Here is a 15,501-nt window from a genome sequence, read left to right as displayed (position 1 = left end):
GGGGATTATCTGCTAACTGCAAGATCGTTCAAGTCTTCTTAAACGATCGGCATTATTCCATTAGGAAGCCCTTTTCATTGTTAATCTATTCGGTGTAAACAAATCGATAAAGCGCAGTTACACCGGCAACGCTGCAATAGTACCGTTAACTTCTTTAAAAATAGTGAGCTTTTGTTTGTCTGAAACTTCAGGAAGAAGCACCTTGCCTTGGTCGAAGCGAAACTCCCCAACACCTTCAATAGCAAATTGACCTTTGAACAGGACTTTAACGAAACGCGCCACCTGATGTGGACGGTAAGTAGAAAATTTTCTTAACATAATACAACCTCAATTCCATTTGAGTACTACAGTCACATACCTGAACAGCATCACTATTCAAAGCAGATTTAATCGCTAATTCCTTTAGCAAACAGCAAGATAATCTATTGTTCATCTCGATATTGATGCATTATACCTTTTGATAACAAGCCTGCAACTTCTTTCCACGCCGTACGATAAAAAAGTTAAAGAGGCATTTTTCAAATTTCATATTATACTTCCAGTGCAAACCAATAAGCGGAACAAAAATATAATGAAAAACAAAACTCTACTGGCTTTTTTAGCCGCAGCCTCTCCACTCTTCGCCAATGCTCACAATCTATCTGTAGGTGCAACTCTGCCTGCTGTCGATGTTAGCAACTATGGTGAAATCGTACTAAACGACGGAAATACCGGATATCAAGCTTGGGCAACCAACAATCTCCTAGGTAAAGTTCGTGTCGTTCAAGCTATCGCTGGCCGCAGCAGCTCTAAAGAGCTAAACGCACCATTGATGGCCGCCATTACCGCCTCGAAGTTCTCAGAAGACAGCTACCAAACCACCACCATCATCAACCAAGATGATGCTATCTGGGGTACGGGTTCTTTTGTTAAATCGTCAGCAGAAAGTAGCAAAGAAGAGTTTCCATGGTCTTCTATGGTTCTAGATGAAGACGGCGCCGTTGCGTCATCTTGGGCTCTGAAAGAAGAAAGCTCAGCGATTATCGTTCAAGACAAGCAAGGTAAAATCTTGTTTGTTAAAGAAGGTGCATTAAACGAAGCAGAAGTCACTCAAGTCATTGAATTGATTAAAGCGAGTCTTTAATAAGATATTCGCGTCTTTTTCGAGACCTAACCAAAGGATATTGTTATATTATAACAGTATCCTTTTTTAATTCTGTGGTTAATCATCCTGATGTGGCAAAAAACACCTAACAATGTGAAACCCAAAACAGGCTTCTTGCTTGGGCTTATGCTCATGTTAAGCGTGTTAGCCACAACGCACATAGTAGATATCGCACCAGAACACCACACCTCACACCATTGTGAGCTGTTTTCGATAAATCAGTTTATTACGGCACACTCACTTCCACAGGTCCCAGAGTTCCATTCGGAATTTACTGTCGCTATCACAGAATCAGTTATTTCGTTACAACGCCTATATTTCGCTTATTTGGCACGCTCACCTCCTGTAAATATCGCTTAATTACCACTACTTTTTAATTAACCTTTATTCAGGAAAAAAACATGAAACCTACTATCTTAGCCGTTGTTATCGGCATGACTGTCTCTGCTAGTGTTCTAGCTAACGAAGAATTCCGCTCTCACGAAGCACACGTGCACGGTAAAGTTGAAGTGAACATCGCTCAGGATGGACAAGAGCTACTTGTTGAAGTGACAGCACCCGGTGCTGATGTGGTTGGCTTTGAGCATGCTCCAGAAACGGCTGAACAAAAGAAAGTGTTTGAACAAGCTATCGCGCAATTAAACAAGCCAGAAGATCTATTTGGTTTCAATAATGCAAGTTGTACTCTGAAGTTCAAGTCAGTGACTAACACCTTGGAAGGCGATCATGATAACCATGAAGGCCATGACCATGCAGAACACGATCATGACGACCACAAAGGCCATGACCACGCAGAGCACGATCATGACGACCACAAAGGCCATGACCACGCAGAACACGATCATGATGACCACGAAGGCCATGACCACTCAGAAGGCGGCCACGGTGAGTTCACTGTCGAGTACCACTACCAATGTTCTGACATTGAAAAACTGGATACCGTGAATACTCAGTGGTTCTCTAAGTTCAGCAACACAAAATCAATGACTGTAAACCTGCTAACTGACAGTGCTCAAATTCAAGAAGTGCTTAACGCAGATCGTATTAGTTTTCGATTCTAATTAGCATTAGATTGAATTAAACGTAGATAAGCAGCCAAGTAAGTGTTCACTTACTTGGCTGTACAAATCGGTGTGCTCTGGGAATTTATTATTCTGATAACTGTCCAGTAGAGACACCGCTTTAATTATTGGAGCTAATATGTCTTTTGACAGTTCATCACTTGTGGTCAAACTCGAAAATATCAGCTTTCGTTGGAAGCCTGAATTGCCCCCAACGCTAGAGATCACCTCACTGCATATCCAAGCCCAAGAGCACCTTTTCATCAAAGGGCCTAGTGGTTGCGGGAAATCAACATTGTTAGGGTTACTGACCGGAATCAACCAAGCTGAACAAGGCGAAGTATCTATCCTTGGCCAAGATCTCACACAGCTAACACCTCGCCAGAGAGACAAATTCAGAGCCGATCATATTGGTTATATATTCCAACAATTTAACCTGCTTCCTTACTTGTCAGTCATCGACAACGTGACGCTTCCTTGTCAGTTTTCTAAGATTCGTAAGCAGCAAGTCACTAAAAGTCAGAACAGCCTGCAAGCCACCGCTCAAGAGTTGTTGCTCAGATTAAAGCTACCTCAAGCTCTCATGGACAAGCCCGTTACCGAGTTGAGTATTGGTCAACAACAACGTGTTGCTGCCGCTCGTGCTTTGATCGGCCAACCCAAAATCATTATTGCCGACGAACCGACATCAGCTCTGGATCATGACAACCGAGAAGCCTTTATCGAACTGTTGCTAGAACAAGCGAATCAGGCGGGTTCTACCTTGATCTTTGTTAGTCACGATCCAACACTAGAAAAACTGTTCACTCGAACCATAGATTTAAAAACCGCTAACCAAGCTAAGGTTGTCGTATGAAAGTAATTACTCACTTAGCCTTAAAAAGCGTACTCAACCGTAAAGCCACAGCCATTCTGACTATTCTCACCGTGGCGGTGTCAGTGATTCTCTTGCTCGGTGTGGAACGTGTAAGAACCGAAGCTAAGAGCAGCTTTGCGAATACGATTTCAGGTACTGACCTTATCGTCGGTGGCCGCTCAGGTCAGGTAAACCTGCTGCTTTATTCCGTATTTCGAATCGGTAATGCGACCAACAACATCGACTGGAAAAGCTATGAAGAATTTAGCCAGCACAACGCTGTAAAGTGGGCGATCCCAATCTCATTGGGTGATTCACATAAAGGCTTCCGCGTAATGGGCACTAACCATAGCTACTTCGAGAATTATCGCTATGGAAGTAAGCAACCACTTACTTTTCAGCAAGGTAAAGAGTTTAATCAGCTATTTGATGTCGTGATTGGTGCCGATGTCGCGAAGAAGTTAGATTACAAGATTGGTGATCACATCATTCTGGCGCACGGTATCAGTGATGTCGCCTTCAGTCGCCACGACAATCTGCCCTTCACCATTGTCGGAATACTCGCGCCAACCGGCACACCAGTAGATAAAACGGTGCATGTTTCGTTAGAGGCCATTGAAGCGATTCACGTTGGTTGGGAATCGGGGGCTAACCTCGGGCACACACCGGATGCTGAAGCGCTAAAGCAACGTGACTTCCAACCAAAGCAGATTACCGCGATGATGATTGGCCTTAACTCAAAGATCCAAACCTTCGCACTGCAACGAGAAATCAATAACTACCGCCAAGAACCTTTGAGCGCCATTATGCCGGGCATTGCACTTCACGAATTGTGGGGAATGATGGCAGTGGCAGAGCAAGCACTGCTGATTGTTTCAGGGTTTGTTGTAGTCGCGGGACTGCTAGGGATGCTGAGTAGTCTACTCACTAGCTTGCAAGAAAGACGTCGAGAGATGGCCATTCTGCGTGCGATGGGTGCCAGACCTCGTCATGTGTTTGGTTTACTGATCAGTGAAGCCAGTGCGCTAACCTTCCTTGGCATTACATTAGGTGTTGCGGTGTTGTTTGCTCTGATCGCAGTGGTTGCTCCTATTGTGCAACAAAGTTATGGTATCAACATATCGATATCCGCAATCACACCTCATGAGTGGAAACTGCTTATGTTGGTGCAAGTTGCCGGAATCATTATCGGCTTTATTCCCGCTTTCAGGGCTTACCGTCAGTCATTATCTGATGGCATGACCATTCGAATCTAAAATAGGAACCTACGATGCAACGCAAATTCCTCCTGATATTTGGGCTACTTCTGTTCCCATTTATCAGCACAGCTCACGCTGAAACCACTCAGAACGACGAATCGGTGTTAACACTTGATTGGATTGATTTGATTCCAGAATCAGAGCGTGCTCAACTAGATTCATTTGGCATGCCGATGGTTGACCACAATAGTATGGACAAACCTCAACAATCGACACTTGGTGCTGTTCGCCCAGAACTGAATGGCAGCACAGTAAAGATTCCTGGTTTTGTGATTCCATTGGAAGGTGATGAGAATATGATCACTGAGTTTCTGCTAGTACCCTACTTTGGCGCATGTATCCACGTACCACCGCCACCACCGAACCAAATCATCTACGTGAAGTTCCCGAAAGGTGCACCAATACAGCAGTTATGGGATGTGATTTATTTAGTCGGTACGCTGAAAACTGAGTCGATCAGCCATGACTTAGCGCAAACCGGTTATCTTATTGAAGGTACTGCGATTGAAGAATATGACGACATGTAGTCATTAGAAGGGTGGCTCAAGGATGAGCTGCCGTCACTGAACGAGTGATATCATTCAATAACAGTTTAATAACGATAATTTTCTTCTGAATTACGCAATGTAATTAGATAAGTAAGCTAGCACAGCGACATAAGTCGCGAGTAATAACCCTATACAAAGCTGTTTCTTCAGCTTGTTATCATTGACTTGATTCATAACTCCTCCTTGAGAACCACAACAAATTTAACATTTTATTATCATTAGCAACAGTAAAATTTTGTTGAAACCTTCAACTCTGCACGCAAAATCTAGCCACCAATAAGATAAAGAGTTACATTTTAGACAGTTAAGTCGTTTCCTTAGGGTACTCTTATGTCAGAAACCAAACAGCCAGTGATCATCGAGCATGCTAGCGATACACAGCACAAGCATGAGAAAAAGCCTCATATTGCCGACAGTGCCAGCAGAATGCTGCACATCGCACAAAGCTTCGGCCTCGATTCCTTAATTAGTCATAGTGCCAAGCCAAAGGATAAAGCTGAGAGTACCCTTATCGAACGGGCACTATTGCGAGAGAAAAAACGTAGAGAGCTTCGCCAAAAGAACCTAGAACAGATTCTAAAGTTGGCGCACTCTTCATGTAAGGATGAAGCGGCTGGAGACCCGGATCAGGACTGGCTGTACCGCTTTTTCGATATGGCACAAGAGATCCACAATACATCGATGCAAAGGCTATGGGCTCAAGTACTGAAACGAGAGGTCACTAACCCAGGCTCGACGTCGATGAAGGCGCTTCAGATCTTAAAAGACATGACGCCAAAGGAAGCACTGACCCTACAAAGAGCTGCATCACTGGGTTGTAGCTTTGGTAGCGATAACAGCAGAAAGCTCTTACTCGGCTTCAAATCTCACGCAGGACTATTTAGTTTTGGCAAAAGGGACACCACCAACACCATCAACCTTGGTGGGCATAACCTTCCCTACTCTAGCCTGCTCCATTTGATTGAACTCGGTATCATTCTGGGCACTGAGTTAGAGTCTGGAGAAATTGATTTCGATCCAGCTCTGCACCTAACCTATCAAGGTAAGAGTATGTCACTGGCACCGTTATCAAAAGGGGTGAAGCTGGTTTACTACCGATTCAGCCCAACAGGTAATGAGCTTTGTACCTTACTTGGCAACAAGCCAAACACGCAGTATTACGACCAATTGATTGCGCTATTAAGCCAAAAATTCACGGTTCAGACAGAAGTAAAAAGCAGCGTGAATTACACCGTCTAGACAATCGACGGTGTAAAAAATAGACGGTGTAAAAAGTGAAGTGTATTGAGAAGAATAAAGAGAATCTAAAAGGTAGGTTTCTTGTCTCGGTAAACCAAGGCTGCACTACTTATCAGTCATGAATAAAACGATAAGCAAGTTGGCAGCCTTAGTCATACCAACGATCTCAATTGGCTAAAATATTTCGCTTCTCCAACGCATCAATACACAACTCTACCAATTCATCGATCGTCTTCTCTCCTGCTGGTAGATCAATCTCAGGGTTCTCTGGCGCTTCGTAAGTCGAACTAATCCCTGTGAAGTTAAGAATTTCTCCCGCACGTGCTTTCTTATACAAACCTTTAGGGTCACGCTGTTCGCAAACCTCTAATGGCGTATTAACGAACACCTCAAGAAACTCGCCTTCAGGTAATAAATCTCGCACAAGTTGTCGTTCCGCTTGATGTGGAGAAATAAAAGCAGACAGCACAATTAAGCCTGCATCTGCCATCAATTTAGCAAGCTCGCCAATACGACGAATATTCTCTCGACGATCTTGTTCAGAGAAGCCAAGGTCGCTACATAAGCCATGACGCACATTGTCACCATCCAATAAGTAAGTATGGTAACCAAGCTGTGCCAAGCGATTTTCTAATGCTCCAGCGACTGTCGATTTACCAGAACCAGACAACCCCGTGAACCAGAGCACGGCTGGCTTTTGTGATTTCAGATCCGCGCGAAATATTTTATCAATCGAGTGTTGATGCCACACAACATTCTCATCTTTAGGTTTGAGTACTGCGGTCATAATTAGTCCTTTAAATAAACAGCATTAAAATGGGAAAAAATAAGGAATTAGGGTCAATACCAAACCCGAATAAACAATCGAGATTGGAATACCAATACGTAGATAATCCGTTAAATGGTAATTACCTACGCTATAAACAAGTAAGTTGGTTTGGTAGCCGTATGGAGAGATAAAACTGGCACTGGCACCAAACAGTACCGCCATAATGAACGGCATAGGGTCAACTCCATAGCCTACTGCCATACTGTAGCCAATCGGAAATGAGAGTGCTGCGGCCGCATTATTGGTCACCAGCTCAGTCAGAACCAAGGTCATAAAGTAGGTCGCAACTAACGCACCGAATACGCCCCAACCATTAAATGCCTCCATGAACATCAGCCCCATGCGCTCAGACAAACCCGATGAAATCATCAGTTGGGCAATAGAAAGTGCAGACCCCACGATCACCACAATATCGACTGGGAAACGGCGGCGGAGCTCACCCAGCTGTACCACGCCAAATGCCACCAGTAACAGTAGAAAACCAGCTAAGCCTTTGATAATTGGCACTGCGTCAACCAGAGCGAGGCCAATCACACTGGCAAAACCAAGCAACACGAACGTCGACTTATCTGCATCAAGCTTGGCACTCGAATCTAAGTCATTCATCAACACAAACTCTTTGTTGTGTTGCTGACGCTGCTCTTCAAAGCGTTTGCCGGGAACCAAAATCAAAGTATCACCAGCGGTCAATATGATGTTTCCAAGACCACCTTCAAGGCGTTCATGGCCACGACGAATAGCAACCACAACCGCATCGAAACGGTCTCTAAACTGACTGGTTTTTAATGTTTTATTACAGAAGCTTGCCGACGAGCTCACTACAACTTCAACAAAACTCTGACCATTCAAATGATGCTGACCAAACAGGGTTAAACCTTGAATTTCTTGTAGTGTCGCCACACTCTCGACATCGCCACAAAACAGCAATCGATCACGAGCTTGAAGAATAAAATCAGGATCAATCGATGCCGTGGTCTTACCGTCGCGAATCACTTCTGCTAAGAACAGTTTTCTCAATGCTCGAAGGTTATTCTCACTGACGCTACGGCCAACTAATGGAGAACCTGGCTCAACTCGCGCCTCGAGAAAGTAAGGCAGATCATCTTGAGAACCATCATCGTAGCTGGGTAGAAAATAGCTAAGAGGAATAAGGATCAATACCCCACCGACCAAAACCGCTAAACCGATCAAGGTAGGTGTGAAAAAGTTTAAGCTCGGTAAACCTGCATCTTCAACAAAACTATTGATGATCAAATTGGTAGAGGTGCCGATCAATGTCAGGGTGCCACCTAAGATGGCAGCGTATGACAAAGGGATAAGTAACTTAGACGGCGCGTGCTGTTGATTACGTTTGATCGCCCCGATCAAAGAAACAACCACCGCGGTGTTATTAGTAAAAGAAGAAAGTAACGCTGTAGAAATACCCAACTTCGCAACCACGGTACCTAGCCTACCTTCAGAGATATTGCGGCTAACCCAGCTGATTAAGCGAGTTTTCTCCAACGCACTTGATGCGAGGATCAGAAGAATTAAAGTCAGTAACGAGGAGTTAGTGAAGTTATTAGCCAAGCTCGACAAGTCGATCATGCCAGCCATAAAAGCAATAAACGCCGCGCCAGCAAAGATAAAGCTTGGCTTAATACGGGTAACGAGCAGGCAAGTAATGATGCCGAGCAAAATCGCTAATACAAATCCTTGTTGCCACATATACCCGTCCTTTATGGCGGAAACGATCGGTTTCCGCCTGATTCAATAAGCTGTTACTTGGTCGTTTATGACTTCAGTAGTTGGCTTAGATCTTTGGCATCCCAATGAGGGAAATGTTTGCGAACCAATGCGTTGAACTCAAGTTCAAATGCAGAGAAGTTACCGACTTGCTGTTCAACAGAGTCCAAACGGTCTCGAATCAAACCCGCCCCAACCGTCACGTTGGTTAGTCGGTCGATAACGATGAAGCCACCGGTATCGGCACTTTCACGGTATTTATCCAGCGCGACAGTCTCGTTCAGTGACCATTCACACAAGCCAATGCCATTCAATGGCAACTCATCGACAGCGTGAGTCGATAGGTTGTTGATGTCGTATTGGTGACGAACCGTTTCAACCTGACCAACGGTTTTCTTGCCTGCGATCTTGATGTCGTAAGCTTTGCCCGGTTGCAATGGTTGCTCTGTCATCCACACGATGTCAGCCAATACGTGGTTAGTGGATTCAATCTGCGCGTTTTCTAGCACAATCAAATCACCACGACTGATATCAATCTCATCTTCAAGGGTCAGTGTTACTGCCAAGCCCGCTTGCGCAGACTCCAAATCACCATCAAAAGTTACAATGCGTGCAACCTTAGAGGTTTTACCCGACGGCAGCGCCTTGATTTCATCACCGACACTGACACGGCCAGAGGCAACGGTGCCAGCAAAACCGCGGAAGTCTAAGTTAGGACGATTGACGTACTGAACTGGGAATCGGAATTCACCTGCCGAACGCTTTTGGTCAATGTCGACGTTCTCTAACACTTCTAGCAGAGATGGGCCTTCGAACCATGCAAGCTCTTTACTTGGTGCAGCAACGTTGATGCCTTCAAGCGCCGATACTGGCAAGATCTGAATATTGGTTTCACCTTCTAGGTTTTCTGCAAACTCTAGATACTGATCGCGAATCTCTTCAAAACGATCTTGTGAATACTCCACAAGATCCATCTTGTTTACAGCAACGATGAAATGCTTCAAACCAAGCAGGTTAGAGATAAACGAGTGACGACGTGTTTGAGCCAGAACGCCCTTACGAGCATCAATCAAGATCACCGCCAGATCACACGTTGAAGCGCCTGTTGCCATGTTGCGCGTATACTGCTCATGCCCAGGAGTATCAGCAATAATGAACTTACGTTTTTGAGTCGAGAAGTAGCGGTAAGCCACATCGATCGTGATCCCTTGCTCACGCTCAGCCTGCAGACCATCAACAAGCAGTGCCAAATCAGGTTTCTCACCTGTCGTTCCCACTCGTTGGCTATCCGAGTGAACCGCCGCTAGCTGATCTTCATAAATCTGTTTTGTATCATGGAGTAAGCGACCGATTAGCGTACTTTTACCGTCATCTACCGAGCCACAAGTTAAAAATCTAAGCATAGATTTATGCTGATGCTGACTTAGATAACCTTCAATCCCTAGTTCAGCCAATTCGGCTTCTACTGCACTATTCATTTTTCTTTCCTTAGATTCTTAGAAATAACCTTGGCGCTTTTTCAGCTCCATAGAGCCCGACTGATCATGGTCAATCGCTCGACCTTGACGCTCACTAGACGTCGCCACCAGCATCTCTTCAATAATGCCCGTTAGCGTATTCGCCTCAGATTCAACCGCTCCGGTTAATGGGTAACAGCCTAAAGTACGAAAACGAACGCTTTTCTCTTCAATCACTTCACCTTCTTGCAGCTCCATACGGTCATCATCAACCATGATCAGCATGCCATCACGCTCAACTACAGGGCGTTTGTCTGAAAGGTAAAGTGGAACAATATCGATGCTCTCTAGATAGATGTATTGCCAGATATCGAGCTCAGTCCAATTAGATAGCGGGAAGACACGAATGCTTTCGCCCTTATTAACCTGACCGTTGTAGGTGTGCCAAAGCTCTGGACGCTGGTTTTTTGGATCCCACGTATGGTTCTTATCACGGAAAGAATAAACACGTTCTTTCGCACGAGATTTTTCTTCATCACGACGCGCACCACCAAAAGCCGCATCGAACCCATACTTGTTTAACGCCTGCTTAAGGCCCTGTGTTTTCATGATGTCAGTGTGCTTCGAAGAACCATGTACAAATGGGCTACAACCCATCTCAATACCTTCTGGGTTCTTATGTACTAAAAGGTCGAAGCCGTACTTTTTAGCCGTACGATCACGAAACTCAATCATCTCGCGGAATTTCCAATCCGTATCTACATGCAATAGCGGGAATGGAATCTTGCCTGGATAAAACGCTTTGCGAGCTAAATGAAGCATCACAGAAGAATCTTTTCCGATGGAGTACATCATCACTGGGTTATCAAACTCAGCCGCTACTTCACGGATAATATGAATACTTTCCGCTTCGAGCTGTTTTAGGTGGGTTAAACGTTCTTGGTCCATTTCAGTGCTTCCTTTAAGGCTCGCGTTACGAGCAATTCATTACTTGGTCTTGCCAAGCAAGGGATTTAACTCATCCACTTGAGTGAATGGGAGTATTGGCACTAGAAGAAAACAGAAGCTTCGTTTTGAGCTATCCTTGCTATTCATCTGCCTGATACGTCCTTGATATAGGCATTATGACGAGCCTCTCATATTACTGGAAATTCTAAAATTTCATTTTTTATTCGAAAAGCTGATAAGGGATTGAATTTACCGATAAGCAGGTGAAATGAATGGACTAATATTATCGATATCAGTTGCGCATTGATTGAGCAGCTTTGGGAGGCGTCTTGCAGAACACCATAAAGTAATCGATCTAAGTCACGAATTAACATTCGTTGTAATCATTGTTTCATTCGGTTTTGTTACATTACGCAACGAATTTTCTACTATCCACTTTGGAGCTACAAAATGAAAGTTGCAATGAAACCTTTGTCATTGGCTGTACTTGCGGGTCTTGGTTTGACTTTAGCAGGCTGCACAACAACACCAGATACCGATGAAGTGATTAAATTACGTGTCGTAGAAACGACGGATATCCATACCAACCTAATGGATTACGACTACTACAAAGACAAGCCATCGAAAAAAATTGGCTTAGCACGTACTGCAACTCTAGTAAAAGAAGCTCAAAGCGAAGTAACCAACAGCGTATTAGTTGATAACGGTGACTTGCTGCAAGGTAGCCCAATGGGTGACTACATGGCAGACAAAGGCATCGAAGTAGGCGAAGTTCACCCTGCATACAAAGCTATGAACCAACTAAGCTACGACGCTGCAAACCTAGGTAACCACGAATTCAACTACGGTCTTGAGTTCCTAGAAGAATCTATCAACGACGCTGATTTCCCGTACATCAGTGCTAACGTTTACGACGCAGAAACCAAAGAACACTACTTCACGCCTTATATCATCAAGACGCACACGTTCGAAGATACTGCTGGTGTAGAGCACGAAGTAAAAGTGGGTTACATCGGTTTTGTTCCACCACAAATCATGACGTGGGATAAAAAGAACCTTGAAGGCACAGTGATCGCTCGTGACATCATTGAGACGGCTAACGAGTTAGTGCCTCAAATGAAAGCGGAAGGCGCTGAAGTTATCGTTGCTATCCCTCACTCAGGCGTATCAACTGACCCATACAAAAATGGCGAAGAGAACTCAACGTTCTACCTATCTGAAGTAGATGGCATTGATGCGATCGCATTCGGCCACTCTCACGCAGTGTTCCCAGGTAAAGGTTTTGATGACATTCAAGGCATCGACAACGAAACGGGCACAATGAACGGCGTTGCGGCAGTAATGCCAGGTCGTTGGGGTAGCCACGTTGGTGTTATGGACCTAACACTGGCACAAAAAGACGGTAAGTGGGAAGTCGTTAAAGGCCAATCAGAAGCACGCCCTATCTACGACAAGATCGAGAAGAAATCTCTTGCTGCGGCTGATGAAGGCATCGTAACAGCACTAGAAAAAGACCACGCTGGTACTCGTGAGTTTGTTAACCAACCGATTGGTAAAGCAGACGATGTGATGTACAGCTTCTTGTCTCTAGTACAAGACGATCCAACAGTTCAAATCGTTAACCTTGCACAGAAAGATTACGTTGAACAGTTCATCCAAGGTGACCCTGACCTAGATGGTACGCCAGTACTTTCCGCGGCTGCACCATTCAAAGCTGGTGGCCGTAAGAATGACCCAGCGAACTTCACTGAAGTTGAATCTGGTCAACTGACATTCCGTAACGCAGCTGACTTATACCTTTACCCGAACACACTAGTTGCGATGAAGGTAACAGGTCACGAAGTAAAAGAGTGGCTTGAGTGTTCTGCTGGTCAATTCAACCAAGTTGATGTTAACTCAACAGCACCACAACAGTTGATCGAGTGGGATAACTTCCGCACTTACAACTTCGATGTTATCGACGGTGTTGATTACCAAATCGACGTAACTCAACCTGCGAAATACGATGCAAACTGTAAAGTCGTTAACCCTGACTCACAGCGTATTGTTGGCCTAACTTACCAAGGTAAGCCAATCGACATGAAGCAAGACTTCCTGATCGCAACCAACAACTACCGTGCATACAGCGCTAAGTTCCCAGGCACAGGTGAAGACTTCATCGCATTTGATGCACCAGATGAGAACCGTACTGTTCTTGCAAACTACATCTCTCGCGTAAGCAAAGAACAAGGTCAAGTGAGCCCAAGCGCAGATAACAATTGGTCATTTGCACCAATCAAAACGGATAACAAGCTAGATATCCGCTTTGAAACATCTCCAAGCGACAAAGCAGCAGAGTTCATTAAAGAGAAAGGTCAATACCCGATGAAACGTGTTGCGACTGACGATGTTGGTTTTGCTGTTTACCAGATTGACCTAACTAAATAGATTGCTCAAGTAATCCATAGTTAACGTTCTGAAAGGCTGAGTTTAACGATTCAGCCTTTTTCTTTTCTTATAAATGTTCAGTCCAAAGCCTTAGGTTTCTAACCCTTTAACACCCTCTAGTTCTGCACCGAAACCACATACCTCAAACCACTCATTTCATTCAATCAACACAAAAAAGCGGTAATTGTCTGTAAGTTTTTCTCTGCTCCTCCTGTCTATTTAATTTACTACACTCAATGAATGGTCATTAAGCCATTCATCTATAGGATAGATAAGGACATTTGATGAGCACCGTCGAGAGTATCCAAGCATGGTTAAATACAGGAGAGGAATCGCTGCTATGGCTGATGCTTGGCATTATCGCGCTTTCTTATCTGCTTGAAGATCTGGCGATTGTTACGGCGGCAGGTATAGCTACTCAAGGTCTAATACCTCCTCAATATGCGTTGCTTGCCATTTTCATCGGTATTGCCACAGGTGATCTCGGCCTCTATTGCCTAGGTAAATCAGGACGTTATTTCCGAGGTGTTCGATATAAAGCCCTCACGAATAAATACTTTCGTTCGCTTCGTACCAAATTACGTCAGAACGCATTCAGCAGCCTTTTTGTTATCCGCTTTATCCCAGGGCTTCGCACCGTCGGGTTTACCTTAAGTGGCTTTTTCGCCATCCCACTGTCTACTTTCTTGTTTGCTGTCATCAGCGCCACCGCGATCTGGACTGGCATTGTCTTCTCTGCCATCTACTATTTAGGAACATCAGCGTGGCTGCAAGCCTCTGAATATCAATGGATCGTTATCCCGTGTGCCATCGCTTTACTGTTTATCGGTAATCGATTAATGAATAAAACCTACTCTAGAGGATTATCATGAGTTCACCGCAAGATATTCGCATCATTCCCGCACATCAAACCAATGCAGGCATGCCTTTGCTTGAAAAAGATACCGTGCGCAGTGTCTCTCCTTATGAGTTTCTTCCGACTTGGTTTTTCTACACGCCAGTGGTGATTCAAAGCCTGATGCAAGGGTTACGGCACTTTGACTGGGCGCTGCCGCTCATCGCCAACCCGAGCATCAAGTTAAGCGGCATGGTAGGCGAATCAAAACACGAAATACTGAGCCTTGCCGGATCATCGAGTCAGCGTTGGATCTCTCCGTTTATCACCTTAACCAAAACGGATCTTAACAGTAAGAAACAAGCCGAAGATGCGCACAGCGCACTCATACAATCAGATCTTGATTTCCCCATTGTGGCCAAACCGGATCTTGGCTGTCGAGGTGTTGGCGTTAAGCTGATCAACACACAAGATCAACTTGAGCAGTATGTTGAATCTTTCCCAAATAATGCTCGGTTTCTATTGCAAGAAAAGGCGCCTTATCAAGCCGAAGCGGGTGTTTTCTACGTTCGCTATCCAAATAAAAAGCAAGGCGAGATCATCTCGATCACACTCAAGTACGCACCAATGGTGATGGGTGATGGCAAGTCGACAATCAAACAGTTAATTGAAAATAGCCCGCGAGCTGGACAGCTCAGTCACCTCTATCTGCCAAGACATCAAGATAGATTGGATCAAGTGCTCGCAGAGGGCGAAGAGTTCCAACTCGCGTTCGCAGGTAGCCATAGCCGTGGCTGCATCTTCCGCGATGGCAATCAATACATTACTCAGGCTTTAACTGAACGTTTAGACGAGATATTCGATGACTTCGATGGTTTTCATTTTGGCCGACTCGACGTCAAGTTTAAAGACATGCACAGCTTAATGAACGGCGAGGATTTCACGATCCTTGAGGTCAATGGCGCAAGCAGTGAGGCTGGGCATATCTGGGATCGCAACACACCGCTGCGAGAGATATTTTCTACGCTACTTCTGCAATACCGCATTCTTTTTGATATTGGCGCTCAGCAAAAACAACGAGGCCATAAAACTCCTTCTTTCAAGAGCTTATTCGCTGCGTGGCAAGAAGAGCGACGTCTTGTTCAACAATATCCGACCACTGACTAACTTTGT

15 protein-coding genes are annotated in these 15,501 nt (G+C 44.7%); 10 read left to right on the top strand and 5 right to left on the bottom strand.

Going from position 1 to position 15,501, the window contains the following annotated elements; all coding sequences use genetic code 11:
• Nucleotides 1–117: 117 nt before the first annotated feature.
• Nucleotides 118–318: a DUF1107 family protein gene (locus ACED45_RS18085; RefSeq protein WP_019821424.1), complete on the bottom strand. Its 201-nt coding sequence runs from the start codon at nucleotides 316–318 to the stop codon at nucleotides 118–120.
• Nucleotides 319–571: 253 nt separating this feature from the next.
• Between ACED45_RS18085 and ACED45_RS18080 the strand changes: the two genes are divergently transcribed.
• The 7 genes from ACED45_RS18080 (at nucleotide 572) to ACED45_RS18050 (ending at nucleotide 6,107) form a co-directional block, all read left to right on the top strand.
• Nucleotides 572–1,123 (top strand): YtfJ family protein, encoded by a 552-nt coding sequence (locus ACED45_RS18080; RefSeq protein ID WP_102480206.1) that lies wholly within the window; start codon nucleotides 572–574, stop codon nucleotides 1,121–1,123.
• Between the two features lie 90 nt (nucleotides 1,124–1,213).
• Nucleotides 1,214–1,504, top strand: a complete 291-nt coding sequence (locus ACED45_RS18075) for a DUF2607 family protein (protein WP_371714647.1) — start codon at nucleotides 1,214–1,216, stop codon at nucleotides 1,502–1,504.
• Nucleotides 1,505–1,545: 41 nt separating this feature from the next.
• Nucleotides 1,546–2,205, top strand: a complete 660-nt coding sequence (gene zrgA / locus ACED45_RS18070) for a zinc uptake protein ZrgA (protein WP_371714646.1) — start codon at nucleotides 1,546–1,548, stop codon at nucleotides 2,203–2,205.
• 139 nt (nucleotides 2,206–2,344) lie between these two features.
• Complete coding sequence (locus ACED45_RS18065; protein ID WP_102478732.1) at nucleotides 2,345–3,061, top strand: ABC transporter ATP-binding protein; 717 nt, start codon at nucleotides 2,345–2,347, stop codon at nucleotides 3,059–3,061.
• A complete protein-coding gene (locus ACED45_RS18060) occupies nucleotides 3,058–4,317 on the top strand; it encodes an ABC transporter permease (protein ID WP_146489832.1) in 1,260 nt (419 codons plus the stop codon). The genes ACED45_RS18065 and ACED45_RS18060 overlap by 4 nt, the downstream gene beginning before the upstream one ends.
• A gap of 14 nt (nucleotides 4,318–4,331) precedes the next feature.
• Nucleotides 4,332–4,847: a DUF3299 domain-containing protein gene (locus tag ACED45_RS18055; RefSeq protein WP_061019147.1), complete on the top strand. Its 516-nt coding sequence runs from the start codon at nucleotides 4,332–4,334 to the stop codon at nucleotides 4,845–4,847.
• A gap of 351 nt (nucleotides 4,848–5,198) precedes the next feature.
• On the top strand, nucleotides 5,199–6,107 hold the full coding sequence (locus ACED45_RS18050) for a TIGR03899 family protein (protein WP_371714645.1): 909 nt from the start codon (nucleotides 5,199–5,201) through the stop codon (nucleotides 6,105–6,107).
• A 166-nt stretch (nucleotides 6,108–6,273) separates the two neighbouring features.
• Here ACED45_RS18050 and cysC read toward each other — a convergent pair whose 3' ends face one another.
• The 4 genes from cysC to cysD all read right to left on the bottom strand — a co-directional run bounded on the left by cysC (nucleotide 6,274) and on the right by cysD (nucleotide 11,102).
• Nucleotides 6,274–6,894, bottom strand: coding sequence for an adenylyl-sulfate kinase (gene cysC / locus ACED45_RS18045; protein ID WP_371714644.1), 621 nt, complete (start codon nucleotides 6,892–6,894; stop codon nucleotides 6,274–6,276).
• A gap of 24 nt (nucleotides 6,895–6,918) precedes the next feature.
• Nucleotides 6,919–8,643, bottom strand: coding sequence for an SLC13 family permease (locus ACED45_RS18040; protein ID WP_285953132.1), 1,725 nt, complete (start codon nucleotides 8,641–8,643; stop codon nucleotides 6,919–6,921).
• Nucleotides 8,644–8,708: 65 nt separating this feature from the next.
• Complete coding sequence (gene cysN / locus ACED45_RS18035; protein ID WP_371714643.1) at nucleotides 8,709–10,139, bottom strand: sulfate adenylyltransferase subunit CysN; 1,431 nt, start codon at nucleotides 10,137–10,139, stop codon at nucleotides 8,709–8,711.
• A gap of 18 nt (nucleotides 10,140–10,157) precedes the next feature.
• Nucleotides 10,158–11,102, bottom strand: coding sequence for a sulfate adenylyltransferase subunit CysD (gene cysD, locus ACED45_RS18030; RefSeq protein WP_226088532.1), 945 nt, complete (start codon nucleotides 11,100–11,102; stop codon nucleotides 10,158–10,160).
• A 414-nt stretch (nucleotides 11,103–11,516) separates the two neighbouring features.
• Between cysD and ACED45_RS18025 the strand changes: the two genes are divergently transcribed.
• From ACED45_RS18025 to ACED45_RS18015, 3 genes are all read left to right on the top strand, one after another.
• Complete coding sequence (locus ACED45_RS18025; protein ID WP_371714642.1) at nucleotides 11,517–13,493, top strand: bifunctional 2',3'-cyclic-nucleotide 2'-phosphodiesterase/3'-nucleotidase; 1,977 nt, start codon at nucleotides 11,517–11,519, stop codon at nucleotides 13,491–13,493.
• Between the two features lie 284 nt (nucleotides 13,494–13,777).
• A complete protein-coding gene (locus tag ACED45_RS18020) occupies nucleotides 13,778–14,365 on the top strand; it encodes a DedA family protein (RefSeq protein WP_371714641.1) in 588 nt (195 codons plus the stop codon).
• Nucleotides 14,362–15,495, top strand: coding sequence for a D-alanine--D-alanine ligase (locus tag ACED45_RS18015; RefSeq protein ID WP_371714640.1), 1,134 nt, complete (start codon nucleotides 14,362–14,364; stop codon nucleotides 15,493–15,495). Before ACED45_RS18020 ends, ACED45_RS18015 begins: the two co-directional genes overlap by 4 nt.
• Nucleotides 15,496–15,501: the final 6 nt, after the last annotated feature.

Source organism: Vibrio crassostreae (assembly GCF_041439375.1).
In the GTDB taxonomy this organism is placed as follows: Bacteria; Pseudomonadota; Gammaproteobacteria; order Enterobacterales; family Vibrionaceae; genus Vibrio; species Vibrio crassostreae_D.
Note: the sequence above shows the minus strand (reverse complement) of the source record. Positions and strands in the feature narration are given on the sequence as shown.